Consider the following 18,211-nt stretch of genomic DNA (forward strand, 5'->3'; position numbering starts at 1 on the left):
GGAGGAATTAAAAATGAAAAATTTAAAATCTACAAAAACATTACACAATGGTGTAGAAATGCCTTTGTTAGGACTCGGGGTATTTAGAGTTGAGGATGGACAAGAATTAATAGACGCAGTGAAAATTGCTATTAAACATGGATACCGTAGCTTCGATACAGCAGCCATTTATGGAAATGAAGTCGGAGTGGGACAAGGAATCCGAAAAGGTATAGAAGAAGGAAATGTTGCTAGAGAGGAGCTTTTTATAACCTCGAAAGTATGGAACTCCGAGTTGGGTTATGAAGAAACGATTGCTGCCTATGAAGAAAGCTTGGCAAAACTTGGTCTAGAATATTTAGATTTATACTTAATTCATTGGCCGGTAGAAGGCAAATTTAAAGAAGCATGGAAAGCTCTAGAAACACTTTACAAGGAGGGGCGTGTAAAAGCGATTGGTGTAAGTAATTTTCAAATCCACCACCTAGAGGAGTTAATGATGGATGCTGAAATTAATCCTATGGTAAACCAAGTGGAGTATCATCCGCGTTTGATACAAAAAGAGTTACAAAAATTCTGTAAGGAACAAAACATTCAATTAGAGGCGTGGTCTCCATTAATGGCGGGACAGTTGCTTGATAATGAAGAACTTCAAAAAATAGCATCTAGGCATGGAAAGACTGTAGCTCAAGTTATTGTGCGCTGGGACCTCCAAAACGATGTTATTACAATTCCAAAATCTACGATAGAACATCGCATTATAGAAAATACAGAGGTGTTTGATTTTGAGTTAACAAAAGAGGACATGGATCAAATTAATCAATTGAATAAAAATCACCGAGTAGGGCCAGATCCAGATAACTTTGATTTTTAATTTAATATAATTTGCAATAAAAAACGAGATTCTTCCTTTATAGAATCTCGTCTTTTGCATATACAATTATAGTTGATTTAGTTAAACATCTTGCGATTATCCAAGTGGAAATAGCGATTTGAAGTCCTCTACTTGCGGTTTAATAGGTGCATCTAGCGATTTGAAGCAACTAATTTGCGATTTGCAACTATTCGAATTAGTAACCGCCACCGTAACCATCAACAAAAGCAGCTCCCACAATAATAAGCAAAATAAATAACACGACAATCAGAGTAAAACCAGAACCATAACCGTATCCACTAACACCATCATTTCCTGACATATTAATCATCCCTTCTTTCTTTAAGATATTATTAGAGTATTAATAAATTTAAATAATATCAGGGCTTCAAGGTAAAAAAATATTTGGAAATAAATGAACTGTAATTATAGATGTGTAAAATAAAGAAGAATATGCTCAGAGAAAAAACTCTGAGCATATTCTTTATTTTACAATCAACAGCTAATATCAGCGCTGAATTTAAAATTCCTAATTAAGACCCTACAAAATCTCCACCATCTACATGAATCGTTTGGCCGGTCATATAACTGGAATCAGTGGATGCTAAAAATACATAAGATGGTGCATTTTCCGCAGGCTGTCCACGACGACCGATTGGCGTATTTGCACCATGCTTTTTCACTTTCTCTTTATCAAATGTAGCGGGTATAAGTGGCGTCCAAATAGGACCAGGTGCCACTGCGTTTACCCTAATACCTTTTTCGATTAAGTTCAATGCCAAGGAACGCGTGAAGGTGGTTATTGCTCCTTTTGTGGCAGAGTAATCGATTAGCTCAGGTGAACCATTGTAGGCTGTGATAGAAGAAGTATTGATGATAGTATCGCCTTTTTTCATATGTGGAAGTGCAGCTTGGGATAAGTAAAACATGGAAAAAATATTAGTTGAGAAGGTTTCTTGCAATTGGTCTGGTGAGATTGCTAGAAAATCCTGTGTTGGGAACTGCTTACCAGCATTATTAACTAACACATTCAGTTGCCCAAATTCCTGAATCACTTGCTCCACTGCTTGTTGACAGTTTTCATCATCGCTCAAATCGGTTTTGATTGCTAATGCTTTTCCACCATACTTTTCTATAAGCGTTGTAGTTTTTTCTGCATCTTGTTGCTCATTTTCATCTAAATAGACAATAGCAACATTTGCACCTTCCTTAGCAAATGCAACAGAAACTGCGCGTCCTATTCCACTATCTCCACCTGTAACTAAGGCAACTTTTCCAGTTAATTTGCCTGATCCTTTATAATTTTGGTCATCAAAAATAGGCTGTGGAGTCATTTCCTCTTCGATACCTGGTTGCTGTTGCTGTGTTTGACCTAGAACTTTTTTGTCTAGTTCTTCATATTTATCTGCCATTATGAATTCCTCCTTTAACTTGATTGTTACATTTATTCCCTAGATACATAAAAACAAACGTAAAACTCTTCATTTGTCCGAATAGTCCGTTACGTTTCTGGAAATTTATAAGTGGGTATATATAGAAAGAATATACTTATGAAAAGAGAAGAGAGAGAAAATAAATGAAACCAATAATAGGGATCACAACAGAAGTTCTTGAGGATGGATGTTATTTTATGCCGCCAGTTTATGCAAATGCGATTATACAAGCCGGCGGAATTCCAATATTAATCCCTCTAGTACCAGAGGAAGACATAGATGAATTGAGTATACGGTTAGATGGACTTTTTGTTACAGGAGGAGAGGATATTGATCCAGGTTATTACAACGAAGTTCCTCATGTGCACTTAAAGCAGATTACACCCCAATTAGACGAAATGGAATATAAGCTTATTCAAAAAATGTTGGATTTAGATAAACCTTATATTGGGGTATGTCGTGGTTTACATATGTTAAATATTGTACAGGGCGGATCGCTTTACCAATCCATTCATTCACAGCGGGAAGAACCAGTAATGCAACATTTACAAAAGGCAATTCGAACGCATAGATCGCATCCTGTAAAACTGAAAAAGGATAACCGACTTTACGATTTTCTGCAGGAAGAAGAATTTAAAGTAAATTCATTTCATCACCAAGCAGTCAATAAAGTAGGCAGAGGTTTAGAAATAATTGCAAAAGCAGCAGATGGAATCATTGAATGTCTAGAAAGTAAGGACCATAGTTTCGTATTTGGCTTTCAATGGCACCCAGAAGAATTTGCTATTGATGGTGACGAGCCTTCAAAGCGTATTTTTAAAGCCTATATAGATGCAGCTATAGAACGCAAGAATAAATAATACCAATAATTTGCCTCTTGGAGTGTTAAAATAAATAGATAATTCCTAAATATCAGGAGGCAGAGAATATGACTGAAAGTATTTCTTTAGTGGAAGCGTTTAAACAAACTCAGTATCAAGTAGCTGGAAATGGAAAAAGAAATATGCAAGTTATAAAAGAAGTCTTTGAACAGGTAGATGGACAGCAAGAAAGCGATATATACGGAAAAGGACAAATCATTGAGTCTTTTCAAGAGAAAATGGCTACGTATTTAGGAAAAGAGTCTGCCGTATTCTTCCCAAGTGGTACAATGGCTCAACAAATAGCCTTACGAATTTGGTGCGACGAAAAAGGGGTTAAGAAAGTAGCGTACCATCCACTAAGCCATTTAGAAATACATGAAGAAGATGGTTTAAAGGAATTGCATCATATTGATACAGTTTTACTTGGTGATGAAGCAGGCTTAATAGGATTAGAGGATGTCCTGAATTTAGATCAAGATATAGCCTGTCTATTATTAGAACTGCCTCAGCGAGAAATTGGGGGACAGCTCCCTGACTACAAAACTATTGTAGAAATCTCCGAGTATTGTAAAGCAAACGGGATTCGATTGCATTTAGACGGAGCAAGACTTTTTGAAATTCTTCCGTATTATCAGAAATCTGCAGCCGAAATTTGTGGTCTTTTTGATAGTGTGTATATTTCGTTTTATAAAGGAATTGGAGGACTAGCCGGAGCTATTCTTGCAGGAGACAAAGAGTTTACACAACAATCGAAAGTCTGGAAGCGTCGTCATGGTGGAGATTTAATAAGTCTGTATCCGTATATCTTAAGCTCTAGTTATTACTTTGATAAGAGAATATCAAAAATGGAGCTATACTATGAAAATGCAATAGAGTTAGCGATGCTATTTAATTCATGCCCTTCCATCCAAACTAAACCTACTGTTCCCGTATCTAACATGTTCCATGTACACATAACTCGACCAAAGGAGCAGTTAGAAGCAGTACTTAAAGAAGTTTACTACAAAACTGGAGTAGGTTTGACTAGTTATCTCAAAGAGACAAACCAATCTACTTATAGTTTTGAGGTGAGTATTGGAGATCAATACAATTCCATACCAAAAGATAAATTAGAAGAAGTGTTTCAATTACTTCAAGTTAAGCTTAAATAATTGATGAATAAAACCTAATAACTTACACAAGTTATTCTTCATGGAGGTGAAATTTCATGTCGAAGAAAAATAACAGTAACAAGAGTAACTCATTAGACCGTGAAGAATATGGATTCGGATATGATGTCAGTCCAGATGATTTAGATGTCTACGTACAAAACAATAATGCTCAGAAAAAAAATAATAACGAAAATAAAACCAATGCCAATCGCAATAAAAATAATAACGAATGTTAAAAGAATTGAAGTTTTAATAAACCCATATACAAAACGATAGAATTGTTTTGTATATGGTTTTTTTTATTTTTATAAAATATATCATTCTTTAATTTTACTATGAAAACAAAATCAACTTTTGGAGTTCTATTTTTCCCCTTTGTTTCTTACAGTGTAACAACAGCTAGAAAAAAGGGGATGTTCATTTGTTAATAGATGGAGTTTTTTCAGGAGGTGGACTTAAGGGCTTTGCATTGGTTGGTGCCCATCAAGTATTAGAGGAAAAAGGATATAAATTCAAGCGAGTAGCTGGCACTAGTGCAGGAGCGATTCTTGCTAGTTTCATTGCGGCTGGTTTTACTAGTAAAGAAATAGAAGAATTATTGAACGAACTAGATACATTAGCGCTTTTAGATCCTCGGAATACAATTCTGCCATTTCCATTAATGAAGTGGATAAATCTATATTGGCGGCTAGGATTATATCAAGGAAAGGCACTCGAAAACTGGTTTCTAGAAAAGCTTGCTTTGAAAGGAGTATATACCTTTTCAGACATCGAGCAAGGTTCACTAAAGTTAGTAGCTTCAGACCTTACGAACGGTAAAATAATGGTAATTCCTGATGATTTAGAGCGTTATGGGATATCAGCATCTAGTTTTCCGATAGCGCGAGCTCTCCGTATGAGCTGCGGAATCCCATTTTTCTTTGAACCCGTTAAATTAAAAGTTACTTCATCTGATACGATTATTGTCGATGGTGGTGTGTTAAGTAATTTTCCTATGTGGATTTTTGACAATGGTAACAAAGAGAGACCGATACTAGGCTTAAAACTAAGTAGCAAATCAGAAGACAGGGAACCTCGCAAAATAAAAAATGGATTAAATTTATTTGAAGCACTATTCTCAACAATGAAAAATGCCCACGACGAAAGATATATTTCACGGAAAATTGAAAAGAACATAATTTTTATTCCAGTGGAGGATTACGAGGCAACACAGTTTGATTTGAGCGATGAAATAAAACACGAATTACTAGAAAAGGGTAGAAATCGTGCCACTCAATTTTTAAAAACGTGGTAAGTAAAATGTTTAATTCGAGCAGACAAAGGAATAATAAGAAAGAGGATACAATCGAAGGAGAGGATCATTCATGGCAAATAATGCAAAAGAAGAAGCACTAAAAATTTTAGAGAAAAATATGGTTGGTACGATGGCGACAGTACAACAGAATAAACCACATTCCCGATATATGACTTTTTTTAACGATAACCTTACTCTGTATACAGCAACAAGTAAAAAAACACATAAAGCGGAAGAACTTAAGCAAAATCCCAATACACATATACTATTAGGCTATGATGGGCATGGGTTTGGCGACAGCTTTTTAGAAATTGAGGGGACTGTCATCGAATCAGATGATGAAGCAATGAAAGAAAAAGTATGGAACAAAGCGCTAAAAGGTTGGTTTGAAGGTCCTGAAGATCCAGATTTGTTAATCTTAAAAGTTACGCCTACAAAAATCCGAGTGATGAATACAAAAGGAGAAGAACCTCAAGTTGTAGAACTCTAAAGTCCTTCTCTGTATTTCGGAGACCTTTCTGATGTTAAGTTAGGTCTCTTTACTGCTGATTTTAAAAGTATCTAGCATAAGATCACTACTTTCTTCGTTTAATCTCTCTATAATTCTTCTTTTACGATAAAGCATCATTCCAGCCTCAGCAATATCATGGATTGCTGAACGGTTAATAAAAGCCCCAAAAACAAGACCTGCAATTGGAATCATTTGAAATAGCTTTTTCCAGCCAAACTGGTCTCTATAAGACAATACCACTTCACGCCAGCCCTGTATCTCCGATAATACCTCTCGCTTTGTCTCTTCATCTTGTTTGTCAAACTTAGATAGCTGAGATAAAATAGCTTGTTTTCCGACAATATCTGAGGAAATAAATTGAAGAGATTTGATAATAAATAATCTTTCCTTTTTGTCATTCGGATCATAACCATAACAAATGGCAATATCCTGTAACGTTTTCAGCTGTAGACCTAATAGGAAAGGGATATCAATGGATAATGTAAAGATACCTCCAATACCTGTCCCGGCACCTTGAACGGTAGCTAGGTTTTTTCTATTTTTCGCTATTCCTGTTACTGCATTGTCCATAGTAGCAATGGGTAATCGGTTGACTTCTTCTATATTTTCAATTCCCATGGTTGGATAATATGATCTGATCTTCGATGTTGAACTTAAATAGCTGCCACCTGTTTGGACATATTGTCCAAGCTCATCGATTAACGATCCCATTTTTGATTGAATAAATTTTGGAGTCCATTTATCCATTATTTTAAAAGGCAATCTACCGATTTTCTCCCAAAACCATAGGTCACCCTGATCTTTCTCCCAAGCTTCTACTTTTATTAACTCAGTATGTAACCATTCTTGTGAATCTAACATCATTAAATCACCTCTTTTTACTAATACGTCCATTCATCAAAATAGTTTCATTCTATCATTTTCTACTGTTTAAAATACATAATTAATGAAAGGGGTGGCAAACTAAGGAAATCTTTAAGTAGGAGAGTGGTTCTTGTGAAAATAGGGAGGTTAGTGCGTGCCACTTTAAGTGGTACATCCCAAAAGAAAACGACAAAAATAGAGCACGAAGAACCAACAAATGAACTAAAGGACCAAGTTACAGAAAGACTGGAAAATATTAGAAAACAGACATCTGAGATAGATGATATTATGTTTAAAAAAATTGCTACAGATGAAGGTGTAGTTACAGTTATATATTCTAATTCATTAGTAGAAAAGATGACGATACAAACGATGGTTTTCATTCCTCTCACAAACTAAATCCATCAGATACATCAGGTTTCAGATTCTATTGAGGATACGGATATACAAGAGATAACTAAAAAGGTGATCACTGGACAAACCATTTTGTTTTTTCACAAGACCTTTCAATTACTTAGTATTGATACATACAGCGCACCAACCCGTTCTATCACAAACACAGAGGTAGAATCTACCGTAATAGGTCCGCAGGATGCTTTTACAGAATCGTTGGAAACGAATATCTCTTTAGTAAAGAGACGTATTAAAAGTCCGATGCTGAAAAATGAAACATTTACAATAGGAACTGAAACGGATACAAAAATTTCCGTAGTTTATATGGATGGCATTGTAAACAAAGATAACCTAGAAGTTTTGAAAGAAAGAATTGAAAAGTTAGATCACCCGGCTTATACGGATGTCACAATTCTCAAACAACTTATAGAGGATAATCCTCTATCTCCTTTTCCGCAGTACTATTTAACGGTGCGTCCAGATACAGTAAGTGGCTATTTGCATGATGGAAGAATTGTCGTTTTTATGGAAAATAGTTCTGCTGTAATGATTTGCCCAGTCACTTTTTTGGAAATGTTCATGTCTGTAGAGGATTATTATAATCGCTGGACAACGGCTTCCTTACTAAGAATGCTTCGATTTTTTGGGTTCTTTTTAACAATCACAATCACTCCATTGTACGTATCAGCTTTGACATTTCATCCAGAAATTCTCCCTTATGAGCTTCTACTAAACCTACAGGAATCTAGAGCTAAGGTGCCGTTTCCACCCCTATTTGAAGTGTTATTTATCGAACTCATTATTGAAGTACTAAGGGAAGCAGGATCTCGAATGCCGGCTAAAGTAGGGCAAACAATAGGTATCGTAGGAGGTATTGTAATTGGAACTGCAGCTGTTGAGGCGGGACTGATTAGTAATATCTTGGTTGTACTTGTTGCTACATCCGCATTACTTTCCTTTTTACCACCTATCTTCTTAGTTAGTAATACTAGCAGGTTTGTACGATATATTTTCATTATTTCTGCCGGATTGTTTGGCTTGTTTGGGCAAATGATTGCTTTTACTTGGTTAATGGTCCATCTACTAAGAATTGATTCCCTAGGAAAGCCTTATATGAGTCCTGTTATTCCTAGAAAGGCAACGGATTTATTGAATGGCATCATTAGATTTCCGACTAAGTATTTGACTAAGAAATCGGGGATTTCCAAATCGCCCAAGAAATAATATTTTAAACGGAGGAGGGAGAACTTGAGTCCAAAGAACTTAAAAGTCCTAGGCGTATACCACGTAATTTTTTTAGTGCAAAATACAATGGTTGGAACTGGGCTTCTCTCCGCTCCTCAAAGATTAAGTGTTTTAGGCTATAGTCAGGTCCTGATGCCAATCTATTTTGGAATCATAGCAACTATAACTATATGGCCTATGGTTTGGATTTGTTCTCAGTATAAAGGGGATAACTTGTTTCGTATCAATGAAATACTATTAGGAAAGTGGATGGGTAAGGGTATTAATGTCTTAATAGTTCTCCATTTTACCTTGTTGATTTCTGCTGTCGTTAGTAATTATATGAATCTGATACAAAGCACTGCGTTACCTGAACAAACTACTACTGTAACCATAATATTAGTGCTTCTACTTCTTACTTATATTGTGAACGGTGGTATTAAAACAATTGCACGATTCTGCACGTTAACTTTTTTTTTAGCAATGCCGATGGTGTACTTTTTAAGATGGGGCATTGAAAAAGGTGATCTAAGTCATATATTTCCTTTGTTTAACTTTACTTCAAAGGAGTTTTTCAAAGCTATGCAGCAAGGCTATTTATCAATTCTTGGCTATGAATTAATTATGTTTTATTTTCCATATATAATTGATCAAAAAAAGGCATTTAAACATGCCATGATTGGAATATGGATTACAATTTCTTTAGTATTTATTACAACATTGGTGAGTGTGATGTATTACTCAGAATGGCAGTTAGAGCATGTTGAATTCTCGGTACTGCACCTATTTAAAGCAGGTGAGTTCTCTTTTGTAGAACGAATCGATATCATGGGTATTACGTTTTGGGTTTCTTTAATACTAACGACGGCATCGGTATACTTGTGGAGCGCAAGAAAGGGATTGGATTCCATTAGATCCAAAAAAAGTAGATACCATGTATACTTTATTGCAGCGGCAATTTTTGGGGTTATAATGCTCCCAGTTAACCGTGAATTTCAACAGAAGCTTTTTGATGCAAGTATTTATATAGAATATATAGTAATCCTATGGCCGATTTTTTTATGCCTAATACATTTAGTAAGAAAAAAGCAGGTGAAATCAAAATGAAGAAGAGTATCATACTATTCGTTTTAACGATATTGTTAACCGGTTGCTCCGATAAAGAGCTGAAAGTGCCTTTAGAAGATATTGGAATGGTTAGTACACTCTCATTTGACTATATTGATGAAGAAATGATGAAATTAACCGTTGCAATACCACAATTTTCACCGGAGGCTAAAGAGAATACGCAACTCTTCTCGGTGACTACTGATATGATTTCTAAAGGGATTGTTGAGATCGAAATGCAATCGGACAAAAAAATTGTTTTAAATCAGCTAAGGGTAGTGCTTTTCAATGAGGAATTTGCAAAGCATGGAAGAATGAGGAAAGTGATACGACATTTATATCGGGATTCATCAGTTGGCAATAAGGTACTAATTGCAATAGTAAAGGAAAATGGAGAAGAAGTGTTAAAGGCCGATTATCCTGACAAACCTAATGTCAATTTATATATTAATGATCTATTACAGCCTAGTATTAATACTGCCTTCAACCCAAACACGAATATTCATGACTTTATATATACTCAAACGAGTACAGTTCATGATTCTATTGTTCCGATAGTTGATAAAAAAAATGGGATAATTAAAATAGAAGAGGTTGCTATTTTCAAGGGGAAAGAAATGATAGAAAGTATACCACATGATGAAGCCCTTATTATACAAGCACTACAGGGGAGAAAAAACCTAGCACCGCTAGCTTTAGACCTTGGAGATGGAGAAGAAGATAAGCTTGTATTGGATTTAATCAGTAATAAGGTAAAGATGAAAAGTAACAAAAATATGGAAGCACCAAAGTTATCTATTACTTTAAAAATGGAAGGAACTCTTGTAGATTATGTAGGATATAGAGTTGGTGAACTAGAAAGTATGGAAAAATTATCTGAATTGGAAGAGGATATAGATAAGCATACCTCCAAGCAGGTCGAAGAATTTCTAGATAAGTTGAAAGAATTAGAAGTAGACCCCATTGGTTTAGCGGAAGAATTTCGGAAACATTATCATGGTAGATGGGATAAAGAGAAAACAATTGATATTATTAGTAAATTACAGGTAGATGTTAAAGTAGAAACTTCTATTATCAGTACAGGTAATCTAAAGTAAATCGTTAGATTCGGAATTATGATAACAATCAAGTTCAATTTTGGCGTGAATAAAGAAGACATGATAGCGTTTACATTTTGTTGAATACTAAATGTAAACGCTTTAATATGGTAAACAACAATAACTTAATAATTTAAATAGGGGGACAGAGAAAATGAGTACAGAACAACAAGAACAATCTGCGTTCAAAGTTAGAGTACAGCGATTTGGTAGCTTTTTAAGTGGTATGATTATGCCAAATATCGGTGCGTTCATAGCATGGGGTCTTATTACAGCATTATTTATAGAGACAGGATGGTGGCCACGTGCGGATTTTGCAGAGCTAGTCGGTCCAATGATCAACTATTTACTGCCAATCCTAATTGGTTTTACTGGTGGTAGACTTGTCCATGGTATTCGAGGTGGAGTAGTTGGTGCTACCGTAACGATGGGGGTAATCGTTGGAGCGGATATCCCGATGTTCCTTGGGGCTATGATTGTAGGACCTCTAGGTGGTTGGGCTATTAAGCAATTTGATAAGCTAGTAGAGGGTAAAATTAAAGCTGGCTTTGAAATGCTAGTGAATAACTTTTCAGCAGGTATTATTGGTGGTTTCCTAACATTAGTTGCTTACAAATTAATAGGACCAGCGGTTAATGCATTAACAGATTTCCTTGCAGCTGGAGTTCAATTCATATTTGATGCAGGTCTATTACCACTTGCAAGTATTTTCATAGAACCAGCCAAAGTATTATTCTTAAATAATGCTATTAATCATGGAATATTAGGACCGTTGGGAATTGAGCAAGCTGCGGATGCAGGTAAGTCGATTCTGTTCTTATTGGAGTCAAACCCAGGACCAGGTCTTGGTATTTTACTTGCATTCATGATCTTTGGAAAAGGAGCAGCTAAACAAACTGCACCTGGAGCAGTTATTATTCACTTCCTAGGTGGAATTCATGAAATTTACTTCCCTTATATTTTGATGAAGCCATTTTTACTTGTAGCCGCTATTGCCGGTGGAGCTTCTGGTATCTTTACACTGCAATTATTCAATGCAGGTCTAGTGGCAGCTCCCTCACCAGGAAGTATATTTTCAATACTAGCGTTAACTCCAAAAGGAAGTCATATAGGAGTCATATTGGCTGTAGTAGTCGCTACTGCAGTATCCTTCCTGATTGCTTCTCTTATTCTTAAAACGTCTAAAGATATAGCGGAAGATGATTTAGTTAAAGCAACAGAAAAAACTTCTTCACTTAAAGGGAAAGAAAGTAGAGCCGCAGAATTTATCCAGCCAACTACAACAGCTAACTTAGTTCAGGAAACTTCTCTTGCTAATGTAAAACATATTATCTTTGCTTGCGACGCGGGGATGGGGTCAAGTGCGATGGGAGCTTCTATTTTAAGAAACAAAATGAAAAAAGAAGGTCTCGATGTATCTGTAACGAATACTGCTATTAGCAATCTTCCGTCAGATGCAGAAGTAATCGTAACTCATAAGGATTTAACGAGTCGTGCAAAGGAACAATCGCCAAATGCCTATCATATTTCCGTAGAGAATTTCTTGAATAGCCCGAAATATGATGAGCTTATTGAACAACTAAAAAAATAGAAACACATCCGGAACTCGGCCTATTTTTATAGGCTGAGTTTTGCCAATGATTTAGGATCGTTAGGAATGAGGTGTTGACCATGCTTATTTCGAGCAGAGAAAAGATGATTATTGAAGCACTAATTGTAGAGCAGGAAGAAATAACGATTAAAGAATTATCTAAAAAAATTGATGTGAGTTCACGAACAGTACAGCGAGATTTAAATAATGTTCAGAGTATTTTAGATTCCTATGAGCTTGAACTGATTAGGAAATCAGGAGTTGGTGTTCAAATCATAGGGAATGAACAAAGAAAGCAAGAATTAGTTCAACAGCTTAAACAGTTCAGGCAAAGGGAATATACATTAGAGGAAAGGCTAACATTGATACTATGTATTTTGTATGAATCAGCTGAACCGGTCAAACTCTATTCCCTTTCCAAAGATTTGGGAGTTTCGATTTCAACCGTCAGTGCAGATTTGATGAAGCTTGAGGAACAGCTACAGCCTGTCCAGCTTTCGATATTGAAAAAAAGAGGTTATGGAGTAGAACTTTCAGGAACGGAAAATGCAAAGCGTAGAGCTATCAGTTACGCAATATCTAAAACCTTAAAGGAAGAGGGACTTTTTTCCTTAATTAAAGAAAAGATTCATCAAAAAACGAGCAAGTATGAAGATCCAATTTCGGAAAGGCTAATGCACCTTGTAGATAGAGAAAAGTTAGGGATGATTGAAGAGGCTATGAAGGATTTATATCCAGACTTCTCTTTATCAATGACAGATAGTGCTTACGTGGGGTTAATCGTTCATCTTGCCTTGGCTATTGAACGTATTTTACAAGGTGAAAATATTACTATTGATGAAGCATATTTAAAGCAAATAGCGCTTGAACCAGAATACCCGATTGCAAAAAAAATTATTAATATGTTAATGGACCGTTTCCAAGTTGATATACCAGAAGCAGAAGTCGGTTATATAACGATGCATCTTCAAGGATCTAAACTTCGTCAACAAGAAGGGGTATTAGTTGAATCCTCCAATTTAGAATTATATAGAAAGGCGAAAAAGTTAATTCAGGAAATGGAGAAGCAAACTAGCTTTCGTTTATCAAATAATGAATCCCTTCTTGAAGGATTAGTTACCCATTTAAAACCTGCGATTTATCGGGTAGAGCAAAATATGGGTATAGTGAACCCTTTACTAGAGGAAATTCAAACGAATTATAAAGAGTTGTTTGAGCAAGTAGAGGCTGCTGCACGAAAAGTTTTTCCAAAGCTATTAATCCCAGATGAAGAAATTGGATATTTGGTTATGCATTTTGGATCTGCCTTAATTGGGGTACTAGGTAAGGGAGATCTAAAGGCATATATTATTTGTTCAAGTGGAATTGGAACTTCTAAATTACTGGCATCAAGATTATTGCGGGAAATTGAAGAGATATCAGAGGTGTCGAATATTTCCGTATTCGAATTAAATAAGTTGACCACCACTATCACTGATAGGGACCTTATTATCTCAACCATTTACCTGCAGGATTTTCACAGGGAATATATTATGGTTAACCCTTTTTTAACAACCGAAGAGATTAACCAAGTGCAACTGTATGCAAGAAGGAAAATGCTTATCCAGAAACCTCAAACACTAGTAAAGGAAAGTCATCCAACTGTAGAAATATTAACGAAAAAAATAGAAAAATTAAATCAGTTCACAGGAGTAATGCTAAAGGTTTTAACGAATTTTCAACTTAGTCTACTAAAAGAACAAAATACAGTTAAGCAATATATGCAAGAGATTTGTGTGTTGTTGGAGGATAGAAAAATCATTGAAGAAAAGGAAAAAGTTATAGAAGCTTTATTGGAAAGAGAGAAAATTGGTGGTATTGGTATTCCGGGGACAAAACTTGCGTTATATCATACACGTAACGAATATGTTCAAGAACCATCGTTTACTATTCACAAACTTAAACAGGCCATCCGTACAAAAGGAATGGATGGAAACGACATGAAAGTGGATACACTACTTGTATTACTTTCACCTGAAGCATTTCTAAAGGCAGGTTTAGAAGTGCTGAGTTTAATCAGTACCTTAATAATTCAAAATGAACAAAATACCCAATTATTTGAAACAGGAGATGAATCTCAAATTCAAGCATTTTTAGCAGAAGAATTTGAAGCATTTATTAGAGAAAATATAAATTAATGGAGGCGTTTTACAATGGCATTACCAATTTTAGCAGCAGAAAATATTTTACTAAGTCAACAATTAGCTACAAAGGAAGAGGCAATCCGTTTAGCGGGTCAAATGTTAGTAGATAAAGGTTATGTGGAGTCTGGTTATATAGAAAAAATGTTAGAAAGAGAAGAGATGACATCTACGTTTATGGGAAACTTTGTTGCAATTCCACATGGGACAGATGATGCCAAAAAAGAAGTGAAAGAATCAGGTATCACTATTATTCAAGTTCCAGCCGGTGTAGATTTTGGAGATGGAAATATAGTAAAACTAATTTTTGGTATTGCTGGCAAGGGTGATGATCACTTGGACATTCTTTCTAATATTGCAATTACTGTTTCTGAAGTAGAAAATGTAGAAAAGATAGTTAATGCAACTTCACCAAAGGACGTACTTGCCTTTTTTGAAGGAGTGAACTAATATGAATGCTGTTCATTTTGGAGCTGGAAATATCGGAAGGGGATTTATCGGTTTATTGTTGCATCAGTCTGGATATAAGACCTGTTTTGTCGATGTCAATGAAGAAATTGTTAATTTATTGAACGAGAAGAAGCAATATACTGTTAAGTTTGCTGAGGAATCTCAGAAAGAGTTCCTCGTTGAGAATGTTCATGCAATTAATAGTATAAAGAATCCTGAATCTGTCATTAATGCGGTAGCGAATGCGGATATTGTAACTGCTGCAGTAGGAGCTAATATACTTCCTTTAATATCAGGATTAATAGCAAAGGGATTGAAAAAACGGCTGACACAATCGAAAAAGCCTTTAACTATTATTGCTTGTGAAAATATGATTGGTGGCAGTACATTCCTAAAGGAAAAAGTATTAGAAGAGCTAACAATGGATGAAAAAATCCAATTCAACACGCATTTCAGCTTTCCAAATGCGGCAGTAGATCGAATTGTCCCAAATCAAACTAATGCCGATAAATTAGCAGTAGTAGTTGAGCCATTTTATGAGTGGGTAGTGGATGAATCAGAGATAAAGGGAACCAATCCACCAATTCAAGGAGTTACATTTGTACAGAATTTGGAGCCGTTTATTGAACGTAAATTGTTCACTGTTAACACGGGGCATGCTGTTGTTGCTTACTTTGGTTATTTAGCTGGAATTCGCAATATGCATGAAGCCCTTGAGAATATGGAAATAAGAGAAATGATAGAGCGAGTATTGCAGGAAACAGGAAGATACCTTACTACAACCTACTCTTTTAATGAAAAAGAGCATGCTGAATATGTACAAAAAATCATAAATCGTTTTGCTAACCCATATATTTCAGATGATACAACGAGAGTTGGGCGTTCACCTATGCGTAAGCTTAAAAACAATGATCGACTTGTCCGTCCGGCGACCAAATATGTAGAAATGTTCAACGAGAATCCTTTATACTTAGTAAAAGGGATAGCAGCAGCTTTACATTATGACTTCAAAGAGGATCCAGAAGCAAATGAAATACAAACTATGATTGAACAAAAAGGAATTCAATTTGCAATAGAAGAAACGACTAGTTTAAAGCCTGGTACAGATCTATTTGAGCTGATTCATGAGCAATATGATAGAATGGCTATAAGCAAAATAAAATAAAACCAATTCAAGGGAGAAGATTATTATGACAAACCACACTTACACAGTTGTAGCAGAATCAGGAATTCACGCAAGACCGGCGACGGGACTTGTACAAATTGCATCAAAATTCGTTTCAGACATTTCCATGGAGTATAAAGGGAAAAAAGTTAACCTAAAATCAATTCTTGGTGTTATGTCTCTAGGTGTAGGGCAAGGAGCTAGTATTTCTATATTTGCTGAGGGAACTGACCAACAAGAAGCGTTGGAGTCAATCGAAAGCTTTCTTAAATCTGAAGGGATAATTGAGTGATGACAGAAAATTTAATAGGAATTGCAGCTTCCAGTGGTATAGCCATTGGTAAAGCTTTTTTGATGATAGAACCAGATTTAACTATTTCAAAAAGTACAGTTTCTAATAAGGAAGAAGAGGTTACTCGATTCCATGAGGCAGTAAACGCTGCTAAGTTAGAACTGCAAAAGATTCGTGACCGTGCTGAAATTGACTTAGGCGCGGAAAACGCTGCGATTTTTGATGCACATTTACTTGTTCTTAGTGACCCTGAATTAATAGGCACCGTAGAAGGCAAAATAAATGACGAAGCAGTAAATGCAGAGGCTGCTTTGCAAGAAACTGCAGATACATTAGTTGTCATGTTTGAACAGCTTGATAACGAGTATATGCGTGAGCGGGCAGCTGATATTCGAGATGTAACGAAGCGAGTAATAGCAAGACTTCTTGGCGTGGAAGTACCGAATATTGGGTTGATAGATGAAGAAGTTATAATCATCTCCAAAGATTTAGCACCCTCAGATACGGCTCAATTGAATAGAGCATTCGCTAAAGGATTTACAACGGATATGGGTGGACGCACGTCACATTCTGCTATTATGGCCCGTTCATTAGAAATTCCTGCGGTTGTTGGTACAAAAAATGCTACATCTGCTATTAAACAAGGTGATTTTATCGTTGTGGACGGAGATAATGGTGAAGTAATTATAAACCCTTCCAAGGATGTTATTGAGAGCTATGTCACGAAAAGAAATCAGCAAGAAGTAGAGAAACAAGAACTATTGTTGCTAAAAAATAAGCAAACGATCACATTAGATGGAATACATGTGGAAGTAGCAGCAAACATCGGAACTCCAAAGGACATAGAAAGTGTTCTTGAAAACGGTGGAGAAGGAGTCGGGCTATATCGTACAGAGTTTCTGTATATGGAACGAGATTCTTTACCAACAGAGGAAGAGCAGTTCCAAGCATATAAGCAAGTGCTTGAACAGATGGATGATAAACCTGTAGTTGTTCGTACATTGGATATTGGAGGAGACAAGCAGCTTCCATATTTAAATCTTCCAGAAGAAATGAATCCATTCCTTGGCTTCAGAGCAATTCGACTATGCTTAGAGGAACAAACAATATTCAGAACTCAACTTCGCGCTTTACTACGCGCAAGTAACTTTGGGAATCTTAAAATAATGTTCCCAATGATTGCAACTCTAGAGGAATTCAGAGAGGCAAAACAATTACTTTTAGAAGAAAAAGAAAAGCTTCAGCAGGAAGGCACACTAGTATCAGATCATATAGAAGTCGGTATTATGGTAGAAATTCCTTCGACCGCTGTATTAGCTGATCAATTCGCAAAAGAAGTGGACTTTTTCAGTGTTGGAACAAATGATCTAATCCAATATACAATGGCGGCAGATAGAATGAACGAATCAGTTGCCTATTTATATCAGCCTTATCATCCAGCTATTTTACGATTAGTTAAAATGGTAATCGATGCTGCACATGCCAATGGAAAGTGGGCAGGAATGTGTGGAGAAATGGCAGGAGATTCTATAGCTATTCCATTATTAATAGGTTTAGGGTTAGATGAGTTCTCTATGAGTGCTCCTTCAATGCTAAAAGCGAGAAATCAGATCAATCAGCTGACGCAAATGGAGATGAAACAGCTTGCGGATAAAGCCCTGTCTATGCAGACATCGGAGCAAGTTAAGCAATATGTAAAAGAAACTTTAGGAGTTTAATAGCTCTTAGATTAAAAGCTTCATG

19 protein-coding genes are annotated in these 18,211 nt (G+C 36.0%); 16 read left to right on the forward strand and 3 right to left on the reverse strand.

Annotation, left to right across the window (positions count from 1 at the left end; all coding sequences use genetic code 11):
* Positions 1-13 precede the first annotated feature (13 nt).
* A complete protein-coding gene (locus MKY60_RS02540; protein ID WP_340928471.1) occupies positions 14-853 on the forward strand; it encodes an aldo/keto reductase in 840 nt (279 codons plus the stop codon).
* A gap of 196 nt (positions 854-1,049) precedes the next feature.
* Here the strand turns inward: MKY60_RS02540 and MKY60_RS02545 are convergent, their stop codons facing one another.
* Positions 1,050-1,175 carry a YjcZ family sporulation protein gene (locus tag MKY60_RS02545; protein ID WP_093493546.1) on the reverse strand — a complete coding sequence of 42 codons (126 nt, stop codon included), beginning with the start codon at positions 1,173-1,175 and terminating at the stop codon, positions 1,050-1,052.
* 211 nt (positions 1,176-1,386) lie between these two features.
* Positions 1,387-2,265 (reverse strand): SDR family oxidoreductase, encoded by an 879-nt coding sequence (locus MKY60_RS02550; RefSeq protein ID WP_445677975.1) that lies wholly within the window; start codon positions 2,263-2,265, stop codon positions 1,387-1,389.
* Between the two features lie 164 nt (positions 2,266-2,429).
* On the opposite strand from MKY60_RS02550, the gene MKY60_RS02555 reads away from it, so the two are divergent.
* The 5 genes from MKY60_RS02555 (at position 2,430) to MKY60_RS02575 (ending at position 6,084) form a co-directional block, all read left to right on the forward strand.
* The gene (locus tag MKY60_RS02555) at positions 2,430-3,146 is read left to right on the forward strand and encodes a gamma-glutamyl-gamma-aminobutyrate hydrolase family protein (RefSeq protein ID WP_090564823.1); all 717 of its coding nucleotides are present in this window, start codon (positions 2,430-2,432) and stop codon (positions 3,144-3,146) included.
* 68 nt (positions 3,147-3,214) lie between these two features.
* A complete protein-coding gene (locus MKY60_RS02560; RefSeq protein WP_093493550.1) occupies positions 3,215-4,300 on the forward strand; it encodes a threonine aldolase family protein in 1,086 nt (361 codons plus the stop codon).
* 56 nt (positions 4,301-4,356) lie between these two features.
* Entirely contained in the window at positions 4,357-4,536 is a 180-nt protein-coding gene (locus MKY60_RS02565; RefSeq protein ID WP_241597368.1) for a hypothetical protein, read from the forward strand.
* Between the two features lie 185 nt (positions 4,537-4,721).
* Entirely contained in the window at positions 4,722-5,594 is an 873-nt protein-coding gene (locus MKY60_RS02570) for a patatin-like phospholipase family protein (RefSeq protein WP_090564817.1), read from the forward strand.
* A gap of 70 nt (positions 5,595-5,664) precedes the next feature.
* Positions 5,665-6,084, forward strand: coding sequence for a pyridoxamine 5'-phosphate oxidase family protein (locus MKY60_RS02575; protein WP_093493554.1), 420 nt, complete (start codon positions 5,665-5,667; stop codon positions 6,082-6,084).
* A gap of 39 nt (positions 6,085-6,123) precedes the next feature.
* On the opposite strand, the gene MKY60_RS02580 is transcribed toward MKY60_RS02575, so the two are convergent.
* Positions 6,124-6,969, reverse strand: coding sequence for an EcsC family protein (locus MKY60_RS02580; protein WP_340928473.1), 846 nt, complete (start codon positions 6,967-6,969; stop codon positions 6,124-6,126).
* A 132-nt stretch (positions 6,970-7,101) separates the two neighbouring features.
* On the opposite strand from MKY60_RS02580, the gene MKY60_RS02585 reads away from it, so the two are divergent.
* From MKY60_RS02585 to ptsP, 10 genes are all read left to right on the forward strand, one after another.
* Positions 7,102-7,368 carry a hypothetical protein gene (locus MKY60_RS02585; protein WP_340928475.1) on the forward strand — a complete coding sequence of 89 codons (267 nt, stop codon included), beginning with the start codon at positions 7,102-7,104 and terminating at the stop codon, positions 7,366-7,368.
* A 9-nt stretch (positions 7,369-7,377) separates the two neighbouring features.
* Positions 7,378-8,586, forward strand: a complete 1,209-nt coding sequence (locus tag MKY60_RS02590) for a spore germination protein (protein ID WP_340931062.1) — start codon at positions 7,378-7,380, stop codon at positions 8,584-8,586.
* Between the two features lie 24 nt (positions 8,587-8,610).
* Entirely contained in the window at positions 8,611-9,693 is a 1,083-nt protein-coding gene (locus MKY60_RS02595) for a GerAB/ArcD/ProY family transporter (protein ID WP_340928476.1), read from the forward strand.
* On the forward strand, positions 9,690-10,790 hold the full coding sequence (locus tag MKY60_RS02600; RefSeq protein WP_340928479.1) for a Ger(x)C family spore germination protein: 1,101 nt from the start codon (positions 9,690-9,692) through the stop codon (positions 10,788-10,790). Before MKY60_RS02595 ends, MKY60_RS02600 begins: the two co-directional genes overlap by 4 nt.
* 154 nt (positions 10,791-10,944) lie before the next feature.
* The gene (locus tag MKY60_RS02605; RefSeq protein ID WP_340928481.1) at positions 10,945-12,381 is read left to right on the forward strand and encodes a PTS mannitol transporter subunit IICB; all 1,437 of its coding nucleotides are present in this window, start codon (positions 10,945-10,947) and stop codon (positions 12,379-12,381) included.
* 71 nt (positions 12,382-12,452) lie between these two features.
* The gene (locus tag MKY60_RS02610) at positions 12,453-14,558 is read left to right on the forward strand and encodes a BglG family transcription antiterminator (protein WP_340928483.1); all 2,106 of its coding nucleotides are present in this window, start codon (positions 12,453-12,455) and stop codon (positions 14,556-14,558) included.
* A 15-nt stretch (positions 14,559-14,573) separates the two neighbouring features.
* On the forward strand, positions 14,574-15,011 hold the full coding sequence (locus MKY60_RS02615; protein WP_093493562.1) for a PTS sugar transporter subunit IIA: 438 nt from the start codon (positions 14,574-14,576) through the stop codon (positions 15,009-15,011).
* A gap of 1 nt (position 15,012) precedes the next feature.
* Positions 15,013-16,176 (forward strand): mannitol-1-phosphate 5-dehydrogenase, encoded by a 1,164-nt coding sequence (locus MKY60_RS02620; RefSeq protein WP_241597342.1) that lies wholly within the window; start codon positions 15,013-15,015, stop codon positions 16,174-16,176.
* 25 nt (positions 16,177-16,201) lie between these two features.
* Positions 16,202-16,468 carry a phosphocarrier protein HPr gene (locus MKY60_RS02625; RefSeq protein WP_090564801.1) on the forward strand — a complete coding sequence of 89 codons (267 nt, stop codon included), beginning with the start codon at positions 16,202-16,204 and terminating at the stop codon, positions 16,466-16,468.
* Positions 16,468-18,186 (forward strand): phosphoenolpyruvate--protein phosphotransferase, encoded by a 1,719-nt coding sequence (gene ptsP, locus MKY60_RS02630; protein ID WP_340878897.1) that lies wholly within the window; start codon positions 16,468-16,470, stop codon positions 18,184-18,186. The genes MKY60_RS02625 and ptsP overlap by 1 nt, the downstream gene beginning before the upstream one ends.
* Positions 18,187-18,211 lie beyond the last annotated feature (25 nt).

It is taken from the genome of Psychrobacillus sp. FSL K6-1415 (assembly GCF_038003185.1).
GTDB classification, from domain to species: domain Bacteria; phylum Bacillota; class Bacilli; order Bacillales_A; family Planococcaceae; genus Psychrobacillus; species Psychrobacillus psychrodurans.